The sequence below is a fragment of the Mesorhizobium sp. M0909 genome (assembly GCF_040319515.1).
Lineage (GTDB): Bacteria > Pseudomonadota > Alphaproteobacteria > Rhizobiales > Rhizobiaceae > Mesorhizobium.
In genome coordinates, this window is record NZ_JAMYOA010000003.1 from 286,965 (window position 1) to 310,135 (window position 23,171).

General features: G+C 62.8%; 32 protein-coding genes. 19 read left to right on the plus strand and 13 right to left on the minus strand.

Annotation, left to right across the window (positions count from 1 at the left end; genetic code table 11):
* Positions 1–108: 108 nt before the first annotated feature.
* The 5 genes from NKH83_RS06010 to betI all read right to left on the minus strand — a co-directional run bounded on the left by NKH83_RS06010 (position 109) and on the right by betI (position 4,249).
* The gene (locus NKH83_RS06010) at positions 109–522 is read right to left on the minus strand and encodes a DoxX family protein (RefSeq protein ID WP_352802557.1); all 414 of its coding nucleotides are present in this window, start codon (positions 520–522) and stop codon (positions 109–111) included.
* A 118-nt stretch (positions 523–640) separates the two neighbouring features.
* Complete coding sequence (locus tag NKH83_RS06015) at positions 641–1,075, minus strand: DoxX family protein (protein ID WP_352802560.1); 435 nt, start codon at positions 1,073–1,075, stop codon at positions 641–643.
* Between the two features lie 159 nt (positions 1,076–1,234).
* Positions 1,235–2,632, minus strand: a complete 1,398-nt coding sequence (gene fumC / locus NKH83_RS06020; protein ID WP_352802563.1) for a class II fumarate hydratase — start codon at positions 2,630–2,632, stop codon at positions 1,235–1,237.
* Positions 2,633–2,775: 143 nt separating this feature from the next.
* Positions 2,776–3,534 (minus strand): SDR family NAD(P)-dependent oxidoreductase, encoded by a 759-nt coding sequence (locus tag NKH83_RS06025; RefSeq protein WP_352802566.1) that lies wholly within the window; start codon positions 3,532–3,534, stop codon positions 2,776–2,778.
* 112 nt (positions 3,535–3,646) lie between these two features.
* Entirely contained in the window at positions 3,647–4,249 is a 603-nt protein-coding gene (gene betI, locus NKH83_RS06030) for a choline-binding transcriptional repressor BetI (RefSeq protein WP_254820639.1), read from the minus strand.
* A 123-nt stretch (positions 4,250–4,372) separates the two neighbouring features.
* Here betI and choX point away from each other — a divergent pair, with 123 nt between their 5' ends.
* The 3 genes from choX to NKH83_RS06045 are packed head-to-tail and all read left to right on the plus strand — an operon-like array spanning position 4,373 to position 7,610.
* Complete coding sequence (gene choX, locus NKH83_RS06035; protein ID WP_352508868.1) at positions 4,373–5,308, plus strand: choline ABC transporter substrate-binding protein; 936 nt, start codon at positions 4,373–4,375, stop codon at positions 5,306–5,308.
* Positions 5,305–6,153: an alpha/beta fold hydrolase gene (locus NKH83_RS06040; RefSeq protein ID WP_352802569.1), complete on the plus strand. Its 849-nt coding sequence runs from the start codon at positions 5,305–5,307 to the stop codon at positions 6,151–6,153. The genes choX and NKH83_RS06040 overlap by 4 nt, the downstream gene beginning before the upstream one ends.
* 8 nt (positions 6,154–6,161) lie before the next feature.
* Positions 6,162–7,610, plus strand: a complete 1,449-nt coding sequence (locus tag NKH83_RS06045; protein WP_352802572.1) for an amidase — start codon at positions 6,162–6,164, stop codon at positions 7,608–7,610.
* 43 nt (positions 7,611–7,653) lie between these two features.
* On the opposite strand, the gene NKH83_RS06050 is transcribed toward NKH83_RS06045, so the two are convergent.
* Positions 7,654–8,451 (minus strand): NIPSNAP family protein, encoded by a 798-nt coding sequence (locus NKH83_RS06050; RefSeq protein ID WP_352802574.1) that lies wholly within the window; start codon positions 8,449–8,451, stop codon positions 7,654–7,656.
* 150 nt (positions 8,452–8,601) lie between these two features.
* Here NKH83_RS06050 and NKH83_RS06055 point away from each other — a divergent pair, with 150 nt between their 5' ends.
* Positions 8,602–9,213: an LmrA/YxaF family transcription factor gene (locus tag NKH83_RS06055; RefSeq protein WP_352479304.1), complete on the plus strand. Its 612-nt coding sequence runs from the start codon at positions 8,602–8,604 to the stop codon at positions 9,211–9,213.
* 49 nt (positions 9,214–9,262) lie between these two features.
* Here NKH83_RS06055 and NKH83_RS06060 read toward each other — a convergent pair whose 3' ends face one another.
* Entirely contained in the window at positions 9,263–9,856 is a 594-nt protein-coding gene (locus tag NKH83_RS06060; RefSeq protein WP_352479305.1) for a hypothetical protein, read from the minus strand.
* Between the two features lie 119 nt (positions 9,857–9,975).
* On the opposite strand from NKH83_RS06060, the gene NKH83_RS06065 reads away from it, so the two are divergent.
* Entirely contained in the window at positions 9,976–11,106 is a 1,131-nt protein-coding gene (locus tag NKH83_RS06065; RefSeq protein WP_352479306.1) for a metallophosphoesterase, read from the plus strand.
* A 63-nt stretch (positions 11,107–11,169) separates the two neighbouring features.
* Here the strand turns inward: NKH83_RS06065 and NKH83_RS06070 are convergent, their stop codons facing one another.
* Positions 11,170–11,349 carry a CsbD family protein gene (locus NKH83_RS06070; protein WP_352479307.1) on the minus strand — a complete coding sequence of 60 codons (180 nt, stop codon included), beginning with the start codon at positions 11,347–11,349 and terminating at the stop codon, positions 11,170–11,172.
* Positions 11,350–11,496: 147 nt separating this feature from the next.
* Here NKH83_RS06070 and NKH83_RS06075 point away from each other — a divergent pair, with 147 nt between their 5' ends.
* Together NKH83_RS06075 and NKH83_RS06080 are read left to right on the plus strand one after the other, a co-directional pair.
* Positions 11,497–12,165, plus strand: a complete 669-nt coding sequence (locus tag NKH83_RS06075; RefSeq protein WP_352479308.1) for a glutathione S-transferase family protein — start codon at positions 11,497–11,499, stop codon at positions 12,163–12,165.
* Positions 12,166–12,248: 83 nt separating this feature from the next.
* On the plus strand, positions 12,249–13,004 hold the full coding sequence (locus NKH83_RS06080; protein ID WP_352802578.1) for an SDR family NAD(P)-dependent oxidoreductase: 756 nt from the start codon (positions 12,249–12,251) through the stop codon (positions 13,002–13,004).
* Between the two features lie 19 nt (positions 13,005–13,023).
* On the opposite strand, the gene NKH83_RS06085 is transcribed toward NKH83_RS06080, so the two are convergent.
* On the minus strand, positions 13,024–13,875 hold the full coding sequence (locus NKH83_RS06085) for a LysR family transcriptional regulator (RefSeq protein ID WP_352802580.1): 852 nt from the start codon (positions 13,873–13,875) through the stop codon (positions 13,024–13,026).
* 97 nt (positions 13,876–13,972) lie between these two features.
* Between NKH83_RS06085 and NKH83_RS06090 the strand changes: the two genes are divergently transcribed.
* The 8 genes from NKH83_RS06090 to NKH83_RS06125 all read left to right on the plus strand — a co-directional run bounded on the left by NKH83_RS06090 (position 13,973) and on the right by NKH83_RS06125 (position 17,666).
* On the plus strand, positions 13,973–14,434 hold the full coding sequence (locus NKH83_RS06090) for a RidA family protein (RefSeq protein ID WP_352802582.1): 462 nt from the start codon (positions 13,973–13,975) through the stop codon (positions 14,432–14,434).
* 73 nt (positions 14,435–14,507) lie between these two features.
* Positions 14,508–15,299 carry an SDR family oxidoreductase gene (locus NKH83_RS06095; protein WP_352479312.1) on the plus strand — a complete coding sequence of 264 codons (792 nt, stop codon included), beginning with the start codon at positions 14,508–14,510 and terminating at the stop codon, positions 15,297–15,299.
* A 206-nt stretch (positions 15,300–15,505) separates the two neighbouring features.
* The gene (locus tag NKH83_RS06100; protein ID WP_352802581.1) at positions 15,506–15,715 is read left to right on the plus strand and encodes a hypothetical protein; all 210 of its coding nucleotides are present in this window, start codon (positions 15,506–15,508) and stop codon (positions 15,713–15,715) included.
* Between the two features lie 84 nt (positions 15,716–15,799).
* Positions 15,800–16,009, plus strand: coding sequence for a cold-shock protein (locus NKH83_RS06105; protein ID WP_010915421.1), 210 nt, complete (start codon positions 15,800–15,802; stop codon positions 16,007–16,009).
* Between the two features lie 467 nt (positions 16,010–16,476).
* Positions 16,477–16,704, plus strand: coding sequence for a hypothetical protein (locus tag NKH83_RS06110; RefSeq protein ID WP_352479329.1), 228 nt, complete (start codon positions 16,477–16,479; stop codon positions 16,702–16,704).
* Positions 16,704–17,111, plus strand: coding sequence for a hypothetical protein (locus NKH83_RS06115; protein WP_254820653.1), 408 nt, complete (start codon positions 16,704–16,706; stop codon positions 17,109–17,111). The genes NKH83_RS06110 and NKH83_RS06115 overlap by 1 nt, the downstream gene beginning before the upstream one ends.
* Before the next feature lies 1 nt (position 17,112).
* Positions 17,113–17,277: a hypothetical protein gene (locus tag NKH83_RS06120; protein ID WP_352802583.1), complete on the plus strand. Its 165-nt coding sequence runs from the start codon at positions 17,113–17,115 to the stop codon at positions 17,275–17,277.
* A gap of 50 nt (positions 17,278–17,327) precedes the next feature.
* On the plus strand, positions 17,328–17,666 hold the full coding sequence (locus NKH83_RS06125; RefSeq protein WP_352479330.1) for a YkgJ family cysteine cluster protein: 339 nt from the start codon (positions 17,328–17,330) through the stop codon (positions 17,664–17,666).
* A gap of 38 nt (positions 17,667–17,704) precedes the next feature.
* Here the strand turns inward: NKH83_RS06125 and NKH83_RS06130 are convergent, their stop codons facing one another.
* Positions 17,705–18,634: an AraC family transcriptional regulator gene (locus NKH83_RS06130; protein ID WP_352479314.1), complete on the minus strand. Its 930-nt coding sequence runs from the start codon at positions 18,632–18,634 to the stop codon at positions 17,705–17,707.
* A gap of 160 nt (positions 18,635–18,794) precedes the next feature.
* Here NKH83_RS06130 and NKH83_RS06135 point away from each other — a divergent pair, with 160 nt between their 5' ends.
* Complete coding sequence (locus tag NKH83_RS06135; RefSeq protein ID WP_352479315.1) at positions 18,795–19,214, plus strand: nuclear transport factor 2 family protein; 420 nt, start codon at positions 18,795–18,797, stop codon at positions 19,212–19,214.
* A gap of 86 nt (positions 19,215–19,300) precedes the next feature.
* The gene (locus NKH83_RS06140; protein ID WP_352479316.1) at positions 19,301–19,912 is read left to right on the plus strand and encodes a LysE family translocator; all 612 of its coding nucleotides are present in this window, start codon (positions 19,301–19,303) and stop codon (positions 19,910–19,912) included.
* A 61-nt stretch (positions 19,913–19,973) separates the two neighbouring features.
* Here the strand turns inward: NKH83_RS06140 and NKH83_RS06145 are convergent, their stop codons facing one another.
* Positions 19,974–21,008 carry an AraC family transcriptional regulator gene (locus NKH83_RS06145; protein WP_352802585.1) on the minus strand — a complete coding sequence of 345 codons (1,035 nt, stop codon included), beginning with the start codon at positions 21,006–21,008 and terminating at the stop codon, positions 19,974–19,976.
* Between the two features lie 191 nt (positions 21,009–21,199).
* Here NKH83_RS06145 and NKH83_RS06150 point away from each other — a divergent pair, with 191 nt between their 5' ends.
* Positions 21,200–21,625 carry a GFA family protein gene (locus NKH83_RS06150; protein WP_352649703.1) on the plus strand — a complete coding sequence of 142 codons (426 nt, stop codon included), beginning with the start codon at positions 21,200–21,202 and terminating at the stop codon, positions 21,623–21,625.
* A gap of 54 nt (positions 21,626–21,679) precedes the next feature.
* Positions 21,680–22,195, plus strand: a complete 516-nt coding sequence (locus NKH83_RS06155) for an OsmC family protein (RefSeq protein ID WP_254820658.1) — start codon at positions 21,680–21,682, stop codon at positions 22,193–22,195.
* A gap of 102 nt (positions 22,196–22,297) precedes the next feature.
* On the opposite strand, the gene NKH83_RS06160 is transcribed toward NKH83_RS06155, so the two are convergent.
* On the minus strand, positions 22,298–22,684 hold the full coding sequence (locus NKH83_RS06160) for a nuclear transport factor 2 family protein (RefSeq protein WP_352802588.1): 387 nt from the start codon (positions 22,682–22,684) through the stop codon (positions 22,298–22,300).
* A 17-nt stretch (positions 22,685–22,701) separates the two neighbouring features.
* Positions 22,702–23,148 (minus strand): OsmC family protein, encoded by a 447-nt coding sequence (locus NKH83_RS06165; RefSeq protein ID WP_352802591.1) that lies wholly within the window; start codon positions 23,146–23,148, stop codon positions 22,702–22,704.
* Positions 23,149–23,171 lie beyond the last annotated feature (23 nt).

Consider the following 23,171-nt stretch of genomic DNA (forward strand, 5'->3'; position numbering starts at 1 on the left):
GTTCTTCAGCTGTTGGTTGCCGGGATCTTCGTCCTCTTCGCGGGCCCGTCAATGTGAGCCGTCTCGCAAAGTTCGTTTTTCTGGACACCGAATAAACCGGGCGGCAGCTTAGGCGCTCGCTGCAACCAGCCGCCCGTCGGCCGACCAGGCGCCTGCGCCAGCCATTGCCAGCGCCAGGAAACCGCCTGCTATGGCGATGTCCTTCATCAGCATCTGTGAATGCATGAAGGTCAGCGCCGAATCGCCGCCGCCCTGGCCATAATGACCGAGGAAGCCCGCCGCGATGCAGAACGCAGCGAGCAGCAGCGCCACGACCGGCGTCTTGAAGCCGGCGAGGATGAGCAGCCCGGCGATCAGCTCGAACAGGCCTGTCGCCCAAGCCACCAGCGTCGGCAGCGGCAGGCCGAGGCCGGCGAAATAGCCTGATGTGCCGGCGATGTCGGCAAGCGCATGGAAGCCGGACGGCACGAACAGCGCGGCGAGCAGCAGCCGGGAAAGCAAGAGCAGCCCATTGCGAGGCATGGTGTCCTCCGATATCGGCGACCGATCCTAGCAGAGTTCCAGCCAGCGGATATAACCGACAACGAAACAGGGGCGCGGAAAATTCCGCGCCCCTTTGTTCAGGAAATGCTGGACTGCTTCAGCCACGCTTGGCGTCGATCGAATACCCGCCTGGGCCCGAGGACGCGAGCACGAGGAAGCCGCCGGCAATGCCGAGGTTCTTCATGAAATTGATCATCTGCATCTGATCGGCCCAGCCGGTGTGGGCGACCAGCGCGGTGGCGACGGTGAAGATCGCCATTACCCAGCCGACGATCCTGGTCTGGAAGCCGACGAGGATGGCCAGGCCGCCAAGCAGTTCGATAAGGCCGACGACAATGGCGGTCACCATCGGCAGCGGCAGGCCAAGGCTGCCGAAATAGCCGGCGGTGCCGGCAATCGCCGTCAGCTTGCCGAAACCGGAAAGCAGGAAGATGACAGAAAGCAGGATGCGGCCGAGCAGGATCGTGCCCGACGCGCCGGCGGCGGTGCCGGAACCGGCAAACGAAGTGTTGGTGGATGTGTTGGTGGACATGCGTAACTCTCCAGAAGGGTTTGGCCAAACGGCTTGGGATACCCGCCTAGTTAGCGCAGGCCGACTGTTCACCAAAGACGCCAGATTGGTTACGGATTGTTCACCCAGGTAACGTTTTCGCGATGAACATGGGTGTTGTGATCCAGGCATATCAACACCCTAGCCCGGATGCGTCATGTCCTCCGGCCGCACCAGCCGCTCATAGTCGGCTTCGCTGACCAGCCCGGTGGCCAGCGCTTCCTGGCGCAGCGTGGTGCCGTTCTTATGCGCCGCTTTGGCGATCTTGGCGGCGTTGTCGTAGCCGATCGTCGGCGCAAGCGCCGTCACCAGCATCAGCGAACGGTCGAGCGCCGCCTTGATGTTGTCTTCGCGGGCCTCGATGCCGACGACGCAATTGTCGGTGAAGGACACCGAAGCGTCGGCCAGCAGTTGTACCGATTGCAGGAAACAATAGGCCATCAGCGGATTGTAGACGTTGAGCTCGAAATGGCCCTGACTGCCGGCGAAGCTGATCGCCGCATTGTTGCCGAACACCTGCACGCAAACCTGTGTCATCGCCTCGCATTGGGTCGGATTGACCTTGCCAGGCATGATCGACGAGCCCGGTTCGTTTTCCGGCAGCGACAATTCGCCGAGGCCCGAACGCGGGCCGGAGCCGAGCAGGCGGATGTCGTTGGCGATCTTGAACAGCGCCGCCGCGCAGGCATTGATGGCGCCGTGCGAGAACACCATGGAATCATGTGCGGCCAGCGCCTCGAACTTGTTCGGCGCAGTGACGAAATCGATGCCGGTGATCGCGGCGATGCGCGCCGCCACCTTTTCGGCAAAACCGACCGGAGCGTTGAGACCGGTGCCGACCGCGGTGCCGCCTTGCGCCAATTCCTGCAGGCCGGGCAGGGTCATTTCGATGCGCTTGATCGATGAGGCGACCTGCGCCGCATAGCCGGAGAACTCCTGGCCGAGCGTCAGCGGCGTCGCGTCCTGCGTGTGGGTGCGGCCGATCTTGACGATGTGGGCGAAAGCCCTGGTCTTGGCGTCGAGTGCCGCGTGCAAATGTCTCAGCGCCGGCAGCAGGTCGTGAATGATGCGCTCGGCGCAGGCGATGTGCATGGCCGTCGGATAGGTGTCGTTCGACGACTGGCTCATGTTGACGTGGTCATTGGGATGCACAGGCTTCTTCGACCCCATGACGCCGCCCAAAAGCTCGATCGCGCGGTTGGAAATCACCTCATTGGCGTTCATGTTGGACTGCGTGCCTGAGCCGGTTTGCCAGACGACCAGCGGGAAATGGTCGTTCAGCTTGCCGTCGATGACCTCCTGGGAGGCCTCGATAATGGCCTTGCCGATCGCCGGATCGAGTCGCTTCAGCTTCATGTTGGCTTCGGCGGCCGCCCGCTTGACGATGCCCAGCGCCCGCACGATCGAGGCCGGCTGTTTCTCCCAGCCGATCTTGAAATTGGCCAGCGAACGCTGCGCCTGCGCGCCCCAATAGCGGTCCGCGGCGACCTCGATGGGACCGAACGTGTCGGTTTCGGTTCTGGTCTCTGGCGCGCTCACGAAGTCTCTCCGGTTTGCAATTTGCAAACGACGTATCGCGTTGCACAAACGCCTTCAAGCGGAGATTGCGGGCGATGGAGATGCAAATCGGTTGAAGCCGCGCCTTTTCCTTCTCCCCTGCGGGAGAAGGAAGAGCGCGCTCATCACCCGGCCGTATACCCGCCGTCGATCGCAAAGATACCGCCGCTGGTCCATGCCGCCTCGTCGCTGGCGAGATAGACCGCGATGCCGGCAAGGTCGCTGGTCCGGCCGATGCGGCCGAGCGGATAGCTGCGCTCGACATAGGCCTTGAGCTCGGCTTGCGCGGCTTCCGGCAGGTTTTCGATCGACCTGCGCCGCATCGCTGTGTCGACCGTGCCGGGCGCGATGGCGTTGACCCTTATGCCGCGCGGCCCGAGCTCGAAGGCGAGCGATTTGGTCAGCGAATTGAGCGCGCCCTTCGACAGCGAATAGAGGCTGGACGGCCGCTTCGGGATCATCTTGTGCGCAAAATAGGACGAGATGTTGATCACGGAAGCCGCGCCCGGCGCGAGATGCGGCAACAGCCGTTGCGTGAGGAAGAATACCGCCGTGACGTTGAGCGCGAACGATTGCTGGAACTGGTCCTCGCTGACGGTCTCGAACGGTACCAGGAATGCCACGCCGGCGTTGTTGACGAGGATATCGAGAGGTGGGCCGCGCCTGGCATGCTCGACCACGGCGTCGATGCCGGCGCTGGCCGACAGGTCGGCCGACAGCGTTTCGACATTATTCCCGAGCTGCTCGCGGGCGGCGTCGAGTTTTTTGCCGTTGCGGCCGACGATCAGCACGTCCGCGCCTTCGCGCGAGAAAGCCTCGGCGATTGCCAGCCCGATCCCCTCCGAACCGCCGGTGACCAGTGCCCGTTTGCCGCCTAGTCTCATCCAACACGCCCGCGCATTGCCGTCTTGTCTGGTAAGGAGAGCAGCGCCGTTGCCGATTGTGGTCAAGCCTCCGGCTTATCCTACGATATGAACTTTCGGCTGATGCGCCTGGCTATTCGGCAGCGGCTGCACCGCGCCGAACAGCCAGCCGGGTAGCGACAAAATCCTTGACCTGATGAATGGCCTGTTCACGCGTAACGCTGCCGGGCTGCAGGCCAAGCCGCAACCACAGCCCGTCGATCAGGGCGGTGACGCCGAACGCGATCTCGTCAGCATCGCGCGCCGGCGCCAGAACGCGCAGGCCGGACAGCAGATTGGAGCGCATGCGCGCATGGATCACCTTCTGGATGCGGGCAAGCTTTTCGTCGCGCGGCACCTCCGCGCAAAGTGAAAGCCAGGCGTGGCAGAGGGACGGCTGGAAGAGATGCGGCTCGAAATTGCCTTCGATGATGGCATCTATCCGTTGCATTGGCGTACGCGCCTGCCTCAACCGCTCCACCACCGCATGACGCAGCACCAGGTTCGATTCGCGCATGGCATGCTCGAAAAGCTCCCGCTTGCTGTTGAAATAGTGCAGCACGATGCCCTTCGACGCGCCGGCCTGTGCCGCCACTTTCTCTATGGTGGCGCCAGCTATGCCTTCGCGCTGAAGCACGGCAAACGCGGCTTGCCGCAGCTCCTTGCGGCGTATGTCGCTGAGACGCTTGAGTTTCACGGGCCGGGATCCATGCATCGAAAACCGACGTTGACATTTTTGTCCGCCGAGATCAATGATTGACCGTTGGGACAATTTAAAAACCGAATGGTCAACATCGTTGGTGAAATGAGGAGAACCGAAATGCTTCGTTGCCTTGGAATAGGCGCCTCGCTCTGCGTCCTGCTGGCGATCCAGCCGGCCTTTGCGGCTGAACCCGAGCAGTGCAAGGTCGTGCGCATGGCCGAGCCTGGATGGAACGACCTTGCCTTCACCACCGGCGTCACCAGCGTCTTGCTCGATGCGCTCGGCTACAAGCCGGCAAGTTCGCTTCTGGGCATCAACGTCATCTATGAATCCTTGAAGAACAATGATTTAGACGTGTTCCTTGGCTATTGGGATCCGGCGATGATCACCTACTACGAGCCCTATAAGAAGGACGGCTCGGTGGACGATGTGCGCGTCAATCTCGTCGGCGCCAAATACACCTTTGCCGTGCCGACTTACGTCTGGGAGGCCGGCGTCAAGGATTTTGCCGACCTGCAAAAGTTCGCCGACAAGTTCGGCAGGAAGATGTACGGCATCGAGCCGGGCTCGAACCAGCTGATGATGGACGCCATCGCTGATAAGTCGCTCGGCCTCGATGGCTGGCAGGTCGTCGAATCGAGTGAAGCCGGCATGCTTTCCGAGGTCGGCTACGAGATCAAGGAAAAGCGCTTCATCGTCTTCCAGGGTTGGGCGCCGCATCCAATGAACACGATGTACGACTTCAAATATCTGAGCGGCGGCGACAAGTTCTACGGCCCGAACTTCGGCGCCGCGACGGTGACGACGCAGGTGCGCAAGGGCTATCTGCAGCAATGCCCGAATGTCGGGCAGTTGCTGAAGAATCTCGCCTTCGACATTGATTTCGAAAATCTCGGCATGAGCTATCTCATCAATGACGGCATGAAGCCGGAGGAAGCCGGCCTGAAGGCGGTCAAGGAGAATCCGGATAGGCTCGGCGCCTGGCTTGCCGGTGTCACCACATTCGATGGCAAGCCCGCGCTCGACGCAGTCAAGCAGCAGCTCGGCCTGTGATATCGGCCGATCAGGCGGGCTGGAACGGCCGCAAGCGCAAGGTCGGTATCGGCAGCACTGAAGCGGCCTGCGTCGAAATCGCCGGGCAGGAGCCCGCGCTGGTGCTGGTGCACGGCTTCTCCGACACGAGCCGCAGCTTCTCGCTGCTGGCGCCGCATCTCGCCGGGCGCCGGCTTGTCATTCCAGACCTGCGCGGGCATGGCGCCTCGCCGGCCGGGACACGCGGCTTCGCCCCGGCGGATTTCGCGGAAGATGTGGCAGGTTTGATCGAGCGATTGCGGCTCGAGCGGCCGGTTCTGGTCGGGCATTCCCTGGGCAGCATGGTGGCGATCGAGGCAGCCGCGCGCTACCCCGAGATGATCGGTGGCCTGGTGCTGATGGCCGGAACGCTGCGGCCGCAGATCGGTGAGGATCACCCGATGACCATTGGTGTTCGGGCACTTCGAGACCCGATATCGCCGGCCGATCCGTTCTATGAATATTGGCATGCCTGCGAGGCCGAGGTTCCAGCGGACTTCCTGACCATGGCTGCAAAGGAGGCGTCAGCCTTGCCGGCGGCACTTTGGTGCGCAATCCTTGAGCAGGTTCGGCGCGTCGATCTGACCGACAAGGCGCGCACGCTGCACCTGCCGGCACTTGTCATTGCGGGCGGGCGCGACCTGCTCTTCGACGAAACGCACCAACGGCGGCTCCTCGAAGAAATCCCCGCCGCCGCGTTTGTAAGCGCGGTGCGATGCGGACACAACCCGCACTGGGAGGATCCGGCATTGGTTGCGGCAGCCATCGCCCGGTATTTCAAGGTCTGGAATGAAGCCGACCTCGAAGCGACCGGCAATCTGGGCTGAGAGCAGTCATGAACCTTTCCGAATACGTGGCGTTGGATGCCGTCGCCCTGGCCGGGCATGTTCGCTCGGGTGAACTGTCGGCTGTCGAGGTCGTTGAGGCGGCTATCGAAGCGATCGAAAGCATCAATCCCGCCATCAATGCCGTGACACTGATCGATGCGGACCGGGCGCTTTCCGCGGCGGCAAGCTGCAACCGGCAGGCCGCACTCGCCGGCATTCCCTTCTTGGTCAAGGACACCGGCGTCAATGTACGGGAGTGGCCGACGACGCACTCGTCGCTCTACTTCAAGGATGCCGCGCCGAAGCCCGACAGCGAGATCGTCCGGCGCTGGCGGGCCGCCGGTCTGATCTTGCTGGGAAAGACAAACACGCCTGAATTTGCCAACGACTTCGTCACCGAACCCAGCTTTCGCGGCCCCACCTTGAACCCCTGGGATCCTTCGCTGACGGCGGGCGGCTCAAGCGGCGGAGCTGCCGCCGCGGTGGCAAGCGGCATGGTGCCGGCCGCCCACGGTTCCGACATCGGCGGCTCGATCCGGGTGCCGGCTGCCTGTTGCGGCGTGTTCGGCATGAAGCCGTCGCGCGGGCTCACGCCTGTCGGCCCCTATCGAGGTCAGGTCGGCGCCGGGCTCTACGCCGACAGTGTCCTATCCCGCACCGTTCGGGACAGCGCCGCCATGCTGGACATGACTGCCGGTCCAGAACAAGGAGCGCCTTACTCCGTGCCGAAATCGGTGCCATCCTACCTGGACTCGCTGTTTTCGCCCGGCGAGCGTCTGCGCGTCGCGTGCCTGATGCGCCGGCCGGATGGCACGCCCGTCGCGTCCGAGATCGGGGAAAAATTCCAGGAAGCCATGAGCCTCCTCGAGGACATGGGGCACGAGGTCACAGAGGCGCGTTTCCCGCGGGAAGCCGGCGCCGAAGCGGACTGGAGCATCTTCTGGATGTCGGAGGTCGCGCGGCTGGTTGACGAGCGCGCCGACGAGATCGGGCGGATGCCGGGGGCCGGCGAAATCGAAAGCCTGACTCGTCACGCGCTCGACAGTTTTCGGCGATCCTCGGCCGCCGATTATCTCAGGGCGCAGGACCATGTGCACAGCGCTTCGCTGGCGATGGCGATGGCGTTCGATGCGTTCGACCTGATCATGACGCCGACGACGGCCGAGCTTACGCCCCGGCTTGGCGCCATCCATGGCGATGGTGCTCTCTTCGATTACGAGGCTTGGGCGAGCCGGGCCTACGGCTTTGCGCCCTTCACCGAAATCTTCAATGTCACCGGGCAACCGGCCGCCAGCCTGCCGCTTTTTCAGTCGAAGGGCGGCCTGCCGATTGGCATCCAGCTTATTGGCCGCAAGAACGAGGACCACCGGCTGCTTCGCGTTTCCCTTGACCTGGAGCAGGCAACCGCATGGACGGCGCGCTACCAGGCGATCCATGCCAGACACTTTCAGGCATGAACCAGGAGGCTCCGGCGACGTAGGGGGCGTCGACGATGTTGGTTCATACCGAAATTGGGTGCTGCCCGAGCAGCGATCGCGCCGTCGGTAACAGACGCAAAACCTCCGCGGGCCTGGCGAATTCCCCTTGTACGGTCTGCTGAAGCGCCTGCCACTCCGGGGAGGCAGCCAAGGCCGCCTCGTGCCGGGCATACGCTTCGGCGCTGGCGAAACCCGTGACGCTGATGAAGACGTTTTCGCTGGCCCGCACCGGCAGCCGCGGAAAGCTGTTTTCGGCATGTTCGGTGACGAAGGCGGCCAGCGGCTGTGCGCCAAATGCGGCAAGCACCGGAAAAGCCGCGATCTGGAAGTCTCTGGCGAAGCCGGCTTCCAGGCCCGGTCGCAGATGATGAATCGTGATGACAACAATTGTCTGCAAAGCACTGCTTGTGCTTGGTTCTTCGAGATTCGTCTGGATTGCTCGTTGCGATCCCGAGAGATCGAAGCCGGCGCCCGGCCAGGCCGGCCTCAGCAGCAACACGTCGTCGGAATCGATCATCGTGGCGTTGGCGGCGTCGCGCCAGGCAGCCCAGACCGGCCCGTCATAGAAGGCGGTCAGAGCGTTTTTCCGCGCTTCCATGCCGTCGAAGCCGCGCAGCCAGACGAACATGTCCGGCCGGTCGAGATCGCGGAACTGGCCGATGATGGTCATTCCCGCGGTTTCCTGCCCCTCGACCAGGTGATTGTCGAAGATGCCGATCAGCGTCTCGCGCCGGCCGGGTTTCAGAGTGTATTGCCTGAGTTCGACGACGGGCGAGGCGAGCAGATCGGGATTAGGTATGGCGTTCAAAGGCAGGTTCATCGTGCGAGCTCCAAAACAGGACAGTCATCCTGTTTTGCAAAACAGACCGGTTGTCCTGTTTTGTCAATCTGCTATCGTGTGAAGATGTCAGCAGAGATATCCGCTCGCCCAAGGTCGCGGGCTCAAAAACGCACCAACGACCCCGAAGGCATGCGCAAGAAAGTGCTCGACGTCGCCGAGGAGGCGTTTCAGGCACGCGGCTATCATGCGTCCAGCATGGGCGACCTGATGGCGACGGCGGGCGTCACCGGTGGTGCGCTGCACCACCATTTCGCGACCAAGAAGGCGCTGGCGCTTGCAGTGATCGAGGAGCGGGTCGCCGCCGCGGTCGAAGAGACATGGATCGCACCGGTGCGGATGGCTCCCTCAGCGCGCGAGGGCGTGCGCTCCGTGTTCGCGGCCGTCGCGGCGGAGCTGGAGCGGCAAGGTTTCGTGCGCGGCTGCCCGCTCAACAACCTGGCGCATGAACTGTCGCTTGCCGATCCGGATTTCCGCATTGCCCTTGCCGGCATTTTTTCGGCCTGGCGCCAGGCGATCGCCGACAAGGTCAGCGCCGATCGGCAGGCGGGACGGGAGCTGGGCACCGATCCGCAGCGCTTCGCAGCGCTCGCCGTCGCCAGCTATTCGGGCGCCATGTCGATGGCCAAGACCGCACAGGACGCAAGCGTGCTGCGCGACTGCCTGATGGCGTTGGAGCAGGGAGTTATGTCGTCCAAAACGGGAACGAGGCGACGTAGCAGGATACTGCACAGAGCCCTTTGACGCCGGCAGGACAGTCGCTCACTATGACCGAGGCGGGGAGGCCGAGCTCTTAATTCGGCAGCGGCTTGATCAGCTCGTAGCCGACCACGCTTTCGGCACTGGTGCCCTCGTCATAGCGCCTGGCCACAACTGCCTGCAGATCGGGTGCGTAAAGCGCGGTGAACTCGTCCCGCGTCTCGCCGGCCTCGCTCCTGATCGTCTGCTTGACCGCAAGCACGGCGTATTTGCAATCACCCAGGCTGAACGTCTCCTTGCCCTTGACGTTGATCTCCAGCGTCTCGGTGCCCTTCGGCGGCTTGTTCGGTGCAAGACGGGCAAACACGATCTTGCTCTTGGCCCCCGCCTTCAGTGGGAACACCTTCCTGAGATCGGAAAACGGGATCATCGCCATCTGCCCTGTGCTGCTGTCGCGAAACACTTCGATCAGCCCGCCGAACAGGTACTGCGACTGCGGCGATTGCGACTGGTATTTGTTGGCAACCGCCACCATTCCGCCCGCCGCCGGACGAAATTCGCTGTGGATGCCAGGCCTTTCGAGAACGAAGCCGGCCTTGGCCGATTTGGCGTCGATGCACGCGGAGGCGTGCGCTGCGCTCGTCATCGCCAGAATCGCCATTGTCATGCCGATGGATGCAGTTTTCATGGCGTCCTCCTCTGCCCGCGCAAGTTGAATGTCGAAAGCAATGCCAGACCTGGGAGAACGTGTCGACACACTTTGCGAGCAACTGGACTGCCGGTTCGCGTCGTGCTGAATTTTAGCGCATGATGCATCGTATTTCCGCCCGACCGGTCTCCCGGCGCAGTTTCCTGATGAAGGCAGCGGCCGTTGCCGCGGCCGGCGCCGTTTCGCGCCCGGCCTTCGGCCAGACCGGGCAGCGCATTCCGCCGATCGACGCCACCTTCCTGTTTATCGCTGATGTCCATGCCTGCCGCATGGCGAACGGATTGAGCCCGCACTGCGAGCAGGAGGGCAAGACCGACGCCGCCCTGCTGCGCAATGTCGCCGCGCTCAACGGCGTCGGTGACAGGCAATGGCCAGCTGAAATCAACGGCGTCGCCACCGGTCTGCATTCGACGGGCAATATCGGCACGCCGCTCGGCCTCGTCGTTGGCGGCGACATCACCGATGATGGTGGCGGCCAGATCACCCAGCCCAGCGAAGGCACGCAGCTGCTCCAGTTCAGCCAGCGCTACCAGCAGGGCGTTGGCCCCGACCGCGTGCACATGCCGGTCTATGTCGGCCTCGGCAATCACGACCTCGACCAGAACGGCCCGCGCTCGCATGTCGACTGGTACCGCCGCGAAATGCGCGACTACGTCGAGGTCAATCACCGCCCCGGCGTTTTCTTCAAGCCGCCCGCGCCGGCGACCAACTACGATCTCGAGACCGATTGCTATTCATGGGATTGGGGCGGTCTACATCTTGTCCAGACGCACCGTTTTGCGGGCGATACCGGCCATGGCGCAGTCAGCAGCCTGCCATGGCTGAAGCAGGACCTGGCGACCTATGCCGGCGACGGCCGCCCGGTCATCCTGTTCCAGCATTATGGCTGGGATACTTTTTCGATCGAAAGATGGGACGCCGCCGAGAAAACCTTCGACGACAACGGCAAGGGTCCGCCGCATTGGTGGAGCGAAGCCGACAGGCAGGCGCTGCTGGCCGTGCTGAAGGGCTACAACGTCGTCGGCATCTTCCATGGCCACCAGCACGCGACGCCGATGATCTATCACCGTGACGGGCTCGATTTGTTCAAGCCGAAGGCTGCCTTCATGGGCGGCTTTGCGTTGGCGCGGGTGACCGGCAGCAGCATGGATGTGGTTCTGGGCGAAGCCGCCGGAGATCATGGCGAGGTCGCCTTCACCAATGCGTACAGCAAAAGTCTGACTTTCTGACGGGCAGGAGAGGCCCAAAAAAGGCGGCCGAGCCGCCTTTTTCTGGTTTGCGAAGCGTCGGCGTCAAAGCGCCTTCTTCACCTTGTGCTTCACGTCGCCGTAAGCCTTCTGCATCTTGCCGGTCGCCTTGTCGACGTCGCCTTCGGCCTCGGTGCGCCTGTTGCCGGTGGCCTTGCCGGCGGTCTGCTTGACCGAGCCCTTGGCTTGCTTGGCAACGCCGGCAACCTGATCCTTGTTCACCATCTCGCATCTCCTGATCCGTTCGCCTGGAGAAACGGTCCCGGATCGCTTAGGTTCCGGGTTCTGCCCGTCGATTGGCATAGCTTCCGGTCGCGAAGCCGACAGGATAGGGTGCACCAGGACGCCGAACAGACAGGGGCCGGAGGGACAATGGCTGAATTCACGCTCTTCATCGGCAACAAGTGTTTTTCGTCGTGGTCACTGAGGCCGTGGCTGGCGATGAAGCATCTGGAGATCCCGTTCGAGGAAGGTCTTGTGCGCCTGCGCACGCCCGAGACCGCGGCCAATCTGGCCAGGATATCGCCGACCGGCCAGGTGCCGGTGCTGAACCATCGGCTGCCGAATGGCGAGGTCCGGATCGTCTGGGAAACCCTTGCCATCCTTGAATACCTCGCCGAGTTGTTTCCCGGGAAAAAGCTCTGGCCGGCCGACATCGGCGCCCGCGCGCTGGCCCGCTCGGCGGCGACAGAGATGCATTCCGGCTTTCGCGAGGTCCGCTATGGCTGGCCGATGAATTTGCGCCGGCCAAAAGGCCACAAGCCGCTCGACGCCGAAGGTGAGGCACAAGGGGCGCGCATCGAGGAGCTATGGCGCGAATGCCGCGAAAAATACGGCAAAGGCGGCCCGTTCCTGTTTGGCCATTTCACCGCGGCCGACGCCATGTACGCGCCGGTCGTCACCCGGTTCGACACCTATGGCGGCACGCTGGCAACCGATACCCGCGCCTATGTCGACGCCGTGCTTTCGATGCCGGCGATGCGCCAGTGGTATGCCGAGGCGGCGAAAGAGCCTTGGCCGGAGCCCGGCCCAGACGAATAGAGCCGAGCAACCCGCAAGCTGGTCTTCCACTTCGCCGCCCGCGGCCTATCTGAAGATCCGGCTGGGGCCTCGGAGACTTCACAATGATATCTGTTCCTTCCGCATTGGCCGGCAAGCTCGCGCTCGTTACCGGCGCATCGTCGGGCATTGGCGAGGCGACGGCTGCGGCTTTGGCCGCCGCCGGGGCCAAGGTGGCGATTGCCGCACGCCGCGCCGATCGCCTCGAAGCGCTGGCCGCGCGTATCGAAATGGCCGGCGGCGCGGCGCTCCGCATCGAGGCCGACGTCACCAGCAACGATGATGTCACCGACATGGTCGACAAGGTTGTCGCCGAATGGGGCCGCCTCGACATCCTCGTCAACAATGCCGGGGTGATGCTTCTGTCGCCCGCCGCCGAAGCGGTGCTCGACGACTGGCGCCGCATGGTCGAGCTCAACCTGCTGGCGCTGATGGGGGTCACCAAGGCGGCGCTGCCGCATCTCAGGGCCGCCAAGGGTCACATCGTCAACGTCTCGTCGGTCGCGGGCCGTGTCGCGAATCCGGGGGCCAGCGGCTATGCAGCAACCAAGTTCGGTGTCGTCGGCTTTTCCGAATCGCTGCGTCGCGAAGTCTACGCCGACAAGGTTCGCGTCACCGTCATCGAGCCCGGCCTGGTGCGCACCGAGCTCGGCGACCACATCACCAATCCGGCGTTCAAGGCTGATCTGGACAAGCGGCTTGCCGCAATGGAGGCGCTGACCGCCGAGGACATTGCCGCGGCCATTCTCTACGCCGTGAGCCAGCCGCCACACGTCAACGTCAACGAGATCGTCATCCGCCCGACCGACCAGGAACGATGAACGGCGTCGGATCTTTTCGCTACGCCTCAAATCCCGCCCGCAGGAAATCGCCACATTCCTCGACCAGCCGCGACGGGTCCCTCGCGAGGTAGACGCCGAAATCCGCCGTCGGCGCCGGCGGCAGGTTGAAGCGTCCGTTGAGGCTTTGGCAATCGGGCGGCAGCCCCTCCTGCAGCAGAAGCCCGATGCCAAGCCCGGCCCTTAGCGCCGAGATCAGCGTCGCAAAGGTCGACACGCGGCAGCCGATCTTCCAGCCGATCCCGGCCGCGGCGAGCGAAGCCAGCATCCTGTCCTGCCAGGAGCAGGCGCCTTCGAAGATGATCAGCGGCAGCTCGACCTCGTCGTCGATCTCGATCATGCGGCTTGCCGCCCAGACCAGCTGTCGCGACAGATGGCCTCGCGGCGCCATTGTGAAGCGCGCCGGATCGGCCATGACGATGTCGCATTTTCCTTCGCCCAGCGACTTGCTGAGATCGCTGCTGCTGGCCGATGTCAGTTCGATCTCCACGGAAGGATGCCGGCGCCGGAAGTCGGCGATGATCAACGGCAGCCGCGTTACCGCCAAATCCTCGACGATGCCCAGCCGGACACGGCCGACCAGCCTGCGGCCTTCTATCTCACGCCTGGCATCGTCGCCGATCGCGATGGCCTTGCGGGCGAAGGCGAGCAGGATCTCGCCGGCCTCGGTCAGCGTCACGCCGCGCGGCGAGCGGTGCAGCAGCTCCGCGCCGACTTCGCCTTCGAGGCGCTGAAGCTGCATGCTCACCGCCGCCTGGGTGCGGGCAAGCCGATCGGCTGCCCGGCTCACCGTCCCGGTATCGGCCACGGTGACGAAGGCGCGCAGCAGTTTGACGTCGATATCTCCGGTCATAAGAATTCCTGATAGCTGTGTCAGAACTATCAGGCTACCCGAAAGCCCGATCTGAATTCAAGGTCTGCTCGCACGAACGAAAACAGGAGCAGCCACCTTGTCCTACAGAAGAAGATTTGAGGAGTTCGGTGTCGCCTGGCCGTCGCTCGACCGGCCCGCTTTGCCGTTCTCGCCGACGGTTCGCGTTGCCGACATCGTCTATGTCTCCGGTCAGATCCCCGAAATCGGGCAGGAAATCGCCGCGATCGGCCAGGTTGGCGCAGAGATCGATCTGGCTGCTGCGCAGAACGCCGCCCGGCTTTGCGCGGCCAACGTCGTCTATTGGCTGGACAAGGAACTGGACGGCAATCTCGACCGCGTCGTGAAATTCGCCAAGCTGACCGTCTATGTGAATGCGGCGGCCGGCTTTTCGGCCTATTCGGAGGTCGGCAACGGAGCATCCGAATTTCTGCTCCATGTTTTCGGCGGACGTGGCGAGCACGCCCGCTGCTCGCTCGGCATGGCCGGCTTGCCGGCCAATGTTCCGGTCGAAGCCGACGCTATCGTGCATGTCCGCTGATGCACCCCCAAAGCATGCCCTCGGGCCTGACCCGAGGCTGCGCAGTGAAACAAAAACCAGGAGGAGACTTGGCTTGATTAGCGCAAATCTTGAGGGGCGGAAGGCGCTTGTCCTCGGCGGAGGCAAGGGCCTCGGTTTCGGCGTTGCCGAAGCGCTCGCGGCGAAAGGTGCCGAGATCATCCTGGTCGGACGAGGGGAGGCGACCCTGGATGCGGCACGGCGCGCGATCGACGCCGCCGGCCACATCTGCTCGACCTTCAGCGCCGACCTCTCGGACAACGACAGCGTCTCCCGACTGATCCGTGCCGTCGAGGACGAGCAGCAGCGGATCGACATCGTCCTGCTCAATGGCGGCGGCCCGCCGCCCTTCGCGGCCAGCGTCTTCGATGCGAGCGTCTGGGAGAAGCAGTTCACCAGCATGGTGCTGAGCCAGATGCGCATCGCCATTTCTTTCCTGCCAGGCATGCGGGCGCGGCGCTGGGGGCGCATTATCGCCGTTTCCTCTACATCCGTCCGCGAGCCGATCCCCGGCCTCACCGCTTCGAATGCGCTGCGTGCGTCGCTCGCCGGCTGGGCCAAGACGCTGGCCGGCGAAGTGGCGGCGGACGGCGTCACCGTCAACCTGTTGCTGCCGGGCCGTTTTGCGACGGATCGGACGAAAGAGTTCGACGCCATGGACGCAGCCGACAGGGGTGTCGACGCCGCCGTGATCGCCGCCGAGAGTCAGGCCGAGATCCCGGCAAAGCGCTACGGCACCCCCGCCGAATTCGGCGCTGTTGCCGCGTTCCTGGCCAGCGACGCCGCCGCCTATGTCACCGGCGTGGCATTGCCGGTGGATGGTGGGCTCAGCCGCGGCATGCTGTGAGGAGCAGGAGCAGCGGCGGGATGGTCACATCACACAGGAACGCCCCTCGTGCCTTTTATCTGCGCGGGGGCGTCCTGTTTGTCGTCCGCCTTTCTCAAGATCGCTCTTTCGAGAACGGCTTTCGACATCGAAAAAATGCCCTGGCGCCGAAATGGTTCCCGGCTGGAGCAATTCCCGGAAAAGTGTGAACGATTTTCCGTCCGGAATTGCGCGAAAACAAAGAGCTCCAAGTGGTTTTTTGGCAGGCAATAGCCCGGCTTTTGCTGTCGGATTTGCCGGCGCGCCGGTCGCTGACGCGCGTCTCCGCGAGTGTCGCAAATCAAAAAATTGACACGGCGCGCAAAGAAGTCTATAAGAACTTTGTCGATGTTTGTTTGACCGACTTTTGTTATCCGCGTGCCAAGGCGCGCCTTTGACGAACTTCCCCATCAATATCGAGACAAACGTTGTTGTGCATCCGCATGACGACGAACGAATATTTGCCATGGAAAGGGTTCGTTATGAGCACAGGCACAGTTAAATGGTTCAACGCCACCAAGGGTTTTGGTTTTATTCAGCCTGACGACGGTTCTGCCGACGTTTTCGTCCACATCTCAGCCGTCGAGCGCGCCGGAATGCGCGACATCGTCGAGGGCCAGAAGCTTGGCTACGAGATGGTCCGCGACAACAAGTCGGGCAAGATGTCCGCCGACCAGTTGAAGGCGGCGTAAAACGGAATTCAGCCTCACCGGTGACCACGGATGTACTGGCACCGGTGAGGCTAATTCCAGCGCATGATCGCGGGAGGCTAAGTCCCCAGTTCATGCGCATGAGAAGAGCGTCTCTTTGCGCGTCTCTCGGGATGCGCAGGCGCTCTCATGGAAGGTCAGGCGGTGCCTGGCCTTTTTCATTTTTGCGCTTCGACCGCCGAAAGAGCGCTGCTCGACGGCCCGGACGTGCTAAGAGGCTGTTTCGAAATTCGCTCTGGCGAGTCATATGGTGGTGGTTTCGAGAACCGGAGCGCAGCGGACATTTGGGCCCGTGAGCACCGGAAGCGCGGAAAGCGCCATCAGATGGCCGTCAGAGTAGAATTCCCAGCAATTTGAAACCGGCTGCCGTATTGCTTTGTGCGGGATCCTGGCCGAAAGACCAGTCTCGTCACCTTTTGGGCGGCGCGCTCCGAACCGGGAGAAAGACCTTGACCGAAACTTCAAAAAAAACCCGCGACCAGGCTGAATCCATCTTCAGCAAGACGCGGACCCAGTCGATGTCGCTCGACCGCATCAATTCCGAACGGGATGCCGTCAGCCAGGCCCGCGAAGCCAAGACCGCGCGGCTGCGCGAACTGCGGCTGGAAAAGGAAGCCGATGACATCGCGGCAACGGCTGCGCTCGCGGCCTCGCCAAAACGCGCAGGCAAACGCTGATGGCCACCAAACGTGTGCCTCAAAAGGCGATCGCCGCCGATTCGACCATTGCCGATGTCGTAGGCGAACTCGACAAGCCGGTCGAATATGTCCGGCGCGTGCTCGAAAAGCTCGAGCGCTGCCGGCGTGTCCACGGCGATGCCCAGGTGCGGCTCGGCGTGCGCGGCCGCGCCGAATGCCCCAATTATCTGATCGAATACGTCCGGGAAAACGCCAAGACGCACGAGCGCGTGACCTTTCAGGACGCCGCCTACAGCGGCAGCACGCATCGCGAGCTGGCCCCCCGGCACATCGAGGAGGCCAGGAACTGGTCGCCCGAAGAAATGAACATCACGGCCGTTTCGGCGCTCATCGGCCGCCTTCGCAATCCGAACGCGCCATCATCGCGTTTCTCTGACGAGGATTGATATGGCAATCAAGTTTTCCGCCAAGGGGCAACCGGCAGCACCTGCTGCCGCCGTGAAGCCGGCCAAGTCGGCCGCCGCGCCAAAAACCGGCGAAGCCGCCGAAGCGGGCACCGATCTGTTCAGGTCGCCGGCCGAAGCGCCGCCGCGCAAGCCGAAGAAGAAATAGCGCCCTTGCAGCAAGATGCCGGCCGGAAATCGGCGCCAAGGCTGCTTGCCTTGGCGGTCGCAGAGGATTCTTCGTCGCCACAAGAGGGCGCCGACCCGGTTGCCTTCGATTGCCAGACTTGTGGCGCCTGCTGCGCCTACTCATCAAGATGGCCGCGCTTTTCAACCGAGGACGACGCTCAGCTCGACCTTATCCCGCAAAAATACGTGGCTGCCGACGAAGCCGGCATGCGCTGCGACGGCGCGCGCTGTTCGGCACTGTGCGGCGAAGTCGGCAAGTCGACCGCCTGCGGAATCTACGAGATCCGTCCCGACGTCTGCCGCGCGTGCATGCCGGGCGATGACGACTGCCTGATGGCGCGCCGGGCTCACGGACTGCCGACGCTGTAATGACAGCACACGGGCTGGCGTCCCCAGTTTAAATTTCCTCAGTCGGATGATCGAAAGTCGCTGCGGTAGAGGCCGGGCGATCGTCCGGTCAATCGTTTGAATGCCTGCGAGAACGACGGCACCGATTCATATCCGACGGCGCGCCCGATCTCGCCAATATTCTGGTTCGTTTCCCGCAGAGCCTTGGCGGCAAGATTCATCCGCCATCGAGTCACATAGGACAGCGGCGGCTGTCCCACCAGTTGAGCGAAGCGACGCGCGAAGGTGGCTCGGGACTGTGCCGCGCCGCTGGCAAGGGAAGCGATGGTCCAGGGATTGCCCGGCCGCTCGTGGATCAGGCGCAAGGCCTGCGCAATGCCTTTGTCGCGCAGGGCGCCAAACCATCCCCCTGTTCCGAGTGGCTGATGTTCGATCCAGGCACGCAACAAGAAGATCAACGTGCTGTCGAGAAGGCGTGGGGCGACAATGTCGTGGCCGCCGAGATTGCCTTTCGCTTCGACCTGCAGAAGTTCCAGGGCAAGCCGCAGCGGCTCGCTGGTGTCGATCTGATACCGGGTCAAATGAATCAGCGGAGGAAACAGCGAAACCATCGGATATGGCCCGACGCCGTCGAGTGAATATCTCGCACAAAGAAGAGTTGTCGCGCCGCTTTCGCTTTTCGGTTCCGGTCCGCTCCGATTTGCGGAAAGGACGGCGGATATCGATGCCGTCGGTGCATCCGCCGGATTGCAAAGGGCATGCCCGATACCGCTCGCGACAAGGATGACGTCTCCCTCGCCTAAGCGGATCGGCTCTTTTTCACCGGCTAGGCGCAACCAGCATTCGCCGTTCTGTATGACGTGGATGGCGGCATTCCTTGTCGGATCGACTGAAATACCCCATGGCCGATGCAGGGTCGCGCTGCCGATCATGACGCTGCCAAATCGCAGCGAAGCAAGAACTTCGGACAAGGCGTCCATGAGAACCATCCTCCGACGATGAACCAGATGACGATATTAGACGATTGGATAAGAATCCAGGCGAATAGCGTATCGACCATCTCACAAGCGTGGCTGATCATGTTGGCAATATCGGCCTGCGGACTCCTGTCCATGCCAGGCAAAAGCAGGCACCCCACGGAGCAAAAACATGCGTGACGAACCATCAAATCCAGTTCCAGCCAAGAGCTTTAATTCGCTCGAGACCAACAAGACGATCGTCCTGGACTTCATCGACAAAGCAGTAAACCAGGGCAACATCGAAGCAGCTTCGATGCATTTTGGCGAACGCTACATCCAGCACAATCCGAACATTGCGGATGGTGCGGACGGCTTCAAAACCTATCTTCAACAGCTCAAACAGTCATTTCCCCTCGTGAGGGGAGAGGTGAAGCGGATTTTTGCCGAAGGGGATTTCGTCATCGTGCACATGCACGCAAAACGTGAACCCGAAGAGGAGGGCTTGGCCATTGTCGACATTTTCAGGCTGAAGGACAGCAAGCTCGTCGAACACTGGGAAGTTCGGCAGCCCATCGCCGATAGCAAGCTGCACGCCAACAGCATGATCTGAATGCGCATAGGCTCTGAGGCTGGCTTGTGCCCGCACGTTTCGCTGATTACGCTGCCGGCGGCAGGGCCAACGCCGGGAGACCATCCGTGAGCATCGAATTCCTGTTGACGTCGCTGATTGTCGTGGCTTCGCCCGGCACCGGCGTTCTCTATACGCTGAGCGCCGGGCTTTCGCGTGGTGCGCGCGCCAGCATCATTGCCGCTTTCGGCTGCACGCTCGGCATTATTCCGCACATGGCGGCCGCCATCACCGGCCTCGCGGCACTGCTGCACACCAGCGCCGTCGCCTTCGAAACGCTGAAATATCTTGGCGTCGCCTATCTTCTCTACATGGCCTGGAACACGCTGAAGGAGAAGGGCGGCCTGAGCGTCGACGAAGATGTCGCGCCGCGATCCGCCGGCAAAGTGATCGCCTCCGGCATTCTGATGAACATCCTCAATCCGAAGCTGTCGATCTTCTTCTTTGCCTTCCTCCCGCAATTCGTCAGCACCACCGAACCGCATGCGCTGTCGAAGATGCTGGAACTCAGCAGCGTCTTCATGCTGCTCACCTTCGCGGTCTTTGTCGGCTACGGCGTTTTCGCGGCGTCAATCCGCAGCCATGTCGTGTCGCGGCCAAAGGTGCTGACCTGGATGCGCCGCACCTTCGCCGGAGCCTTTGTCATGCTCGGCGCCAAACTGGCGCTAGCGGACCGGTAGCTCTCGCTCTTTTGACGCAATTCCGGACGGGAAACCGTTTTCACACCTTTCCTGGAATTGCTTACCGCTGCGGATCGGCCGGCCCGCCTGCGGTTTCGGAAGCCTCGCCGCCTCCGAAACCGGGAGCAGCGCGAACACCCAGCCGCCAGGCCGATGGCGGGACGCCGATCATCTTCTTGAACGCACGGCTGAACGCCGCCTCGGACTCGTAGCCGATTTCCGCCGCTATGTTTGCGACGTTGCTGTTGCCGGTGCTGAGCAGTTCCGAGGCAATCTGCATCCGCCATTTGGCGAGATAGTGCACCGGCGGCATCCCGACGAGCCTGGTGAAGCGCTCGGCCAGCACGGTGCGCGACAGCGCGGCCTCCTTCGCCAGCGCCTCCACCGTCCAATTGTGCGCCGGCCGGTCGTGGATCAGCGCCAGCGCCTTACTCAGATGCGGATCGCGCAGGCCCGCCAGCCAGCCGGTTTGTTGTGGCGGCAGCGACTCCACATAACGGCGCAGCACGTCGACGAACATCAATTCGCTGAGCTTGGTGAGCACCGTCTCGCTGCCCGCACGCTTTTCCGCGACCTCCGACACCGCCAGCTTGATGAACTGGCCGAGCCAGCCGCCGTCGCCTTTCACGTCTCCGGCCTTGATGACCGGCGGCAGCGCTTCGAGCAGCGGATTGAAGGGCAGTGCATCGCAAGCGAGATAGCCGCATACCAGCCGGGCCGACAGCGATCCGTCGTTGACGTAGTTGATGGGAAACGGCGTCTGGCTGGCGGCGGCGATCTCCAGCACATCCGCGGTCGGCGGATCCGCGCGCAGGGCCGGATTGCTCGACATGATATGCGGATCGCTCCTGGTGAAGACCACGACTTCGCCGGCCTCCACGGGTATCGCCTCCTTGCCGATGATGCGGGCGAAGCAGCGGCCGGCCGTGAGCACGTGGTAGGAAATCAGGTGATCCGCGCCCGGCAGTATCCTCGGCAGTATCGAGGCGGGGGAGGGCGAGCAGACCGCCCAGGGGTCCTGGGCCGCGATGTCGAAAAATGTCGCGCCGGTTAGACGCACCTTTTTCAAGAGGTCAGACAGAGGGTCCCCGGCCATTCCATCCATGTCCCGTAAGTTGCGCGGCAACCCGGCGCGACATCCCTTTCGAGTTCCGGACGCGCTGTCAAGTGAGGCGGACGCCCCGTCATTCCGTTCATTGCCGGAAGCTTTAAACCCGTCGGCGCTGAGCTCTGTCTCAAATCAGCTGCTGAGCGCAGTCGAACTCAAGAAAAATGAGGATCTAAGTCATGACGATACATAAGGGCGGGTGTTTTTGCGGCGCCGTGGAAATCGAAGTGCACGGAGCGGCCGAGGCAATGGGCTACTGCCATTGCAGTTCCTGTCGTTCGTGGTCGGCGTCTCCCGTGAACGCGTTCACGCTGTGGAAGCCGGAAAACGTCAAGGTCACCAAGGGCGAGGAGTTCCTGTCCGGCTTCGAGAAGTCAAACATGAGCGACCGTCAGTTCTGCACGAAGTGCGGCGGCCATCTGATGACCGATCATCCGCCGCTCGGACTGGTCGACGTCTATGCGGCCACGATACCGACGGTGAAGTTCACGCCGGGGGTTCACGTCAACTACGCCGAGACGGTCCTGCCGATGAAGGACGGATTGCCGAAGCTGAAAGACTTCCCCGCCGAACTCGGGGGCTCGGGCGTGAGCGTGCCGGAGTAACCCGGCAATGACACACGATTTCCAACAGCCACATCTCACGACAGGAGAATACGCATGGACATCACGACATTTCGCGCCACGCAGGAGCCGATCAAGGATCTTTATCGCAAGGATGCGCGCGCGGCACTTCTTACGCTGAAGGCCAAGGGCAGTGCCGACGACTCCAAGGTCACTTGCAAGGTCGAGACAGGACGTGGGCTCGCGCTGGCGGGCATCCATCCGAAGGCCGGGGGCAGCGGACAGGAGCTTTGTTCCGGCGACATGCTGCTGGAAGCCCTTGTCGCATGCGCCGGCGTCTCGATGAGGGCCGCGGCCGCCGTTCTCGAAATACCGATCAAGTCGGCCGAAATCTCCGCCGAGGGCGACGTCGATCTTCGCGGCACGCTCGGCGTCACCGAAGGTGTGCCGGTCGGCTTCAAGGAGATCCGCCTGCGGTTCGACATCGAGACCGACGTTGCGCAAGACCGGCTGACTGACCTGCTCGAGCTCACCGATCGCTACTGCGTGATCTTCCAGACGATCCAGCGCAGTCCCAAGACCTTCGTGAAGCTTCACAAAGTCGTGCGGTAACCGCGCCCTGCCCGGAATCCTAAACTTTGTGGATTCCTGGCTGGGCCTGAGCGCGGCCTCACTGAATGCAGCTTGGCTGAATGCAGCTGGTCGCGCCAAGCGTTATCCCTTCACGTAGCCCATGGCCTCGACGATCTGCCCGTCCACCACGCGCATCAGGTTGACGCCGCGCAGCGAATTGCCGTCGGCCATCCAGTAGCGCCAGCGGATCGTCGCCCGGTCTCCGGCGACGAAGGTTTCTTCGATGTCGAAGCGCGTGCCGGGTCCGGTCGCGATCGCCGACCACAGTTCGACGCAGGCGCCCTTGCCGATGCGGCGGGCGCCGTCCGGGGCCGGCGTGGTGTTCTCGATCACGCAGTCTTCCGCCACCAGATCGTCGAGCGCCGATGGGTCGTGGCGCTGGAAGACGTCGTTGTAGCGTCGCATGATCGCGGCCGTTTCGGCGGAGCGTTTGGCCGCGGCGATGTCGATGATGAGTTCCTGTGTCATTGGATATTCCTTTCCCTTCAGTGATCAGTAGCGGTTTCGATGAGGCGGGCCTTGAGCGTGATCACGGCGACGCCGGCCAGCGCCCGCGATACGAGGCAGGTCTCCTTGGCCGTCTGTGCCAGCCGCTCGAAATCCCCCTCCGCCAGCCCGGCGACGCTTGCCTCGGTCTCCAGCTCGATACGGGTCAGCGTCGGCCCGGCCGCGGTGGCGCCGAGATGAGCTTTCGCGATCGTGTGGATGCGCGCGGCAGTGTAGCCTTCGCGGCCGAGAATGGCGCTTAGCGCCATCGAGAAGCAGCCGGCATGCGCCGCCGCAATCAATTCCTCCGGGTTGGTGCCGGGACCGTTCTCGAAACGCGACGGGAAGGAGTAGGCGCCTTCGAAGACGCCGCTACCTAGCCTCAGCCGGCCCGAACCTTCTTTCAACGATCCCTGCCATTGAGCTTCTGCTTCACGAATGGTCATTGTGTCTCTCCTTTTAGTTTGAG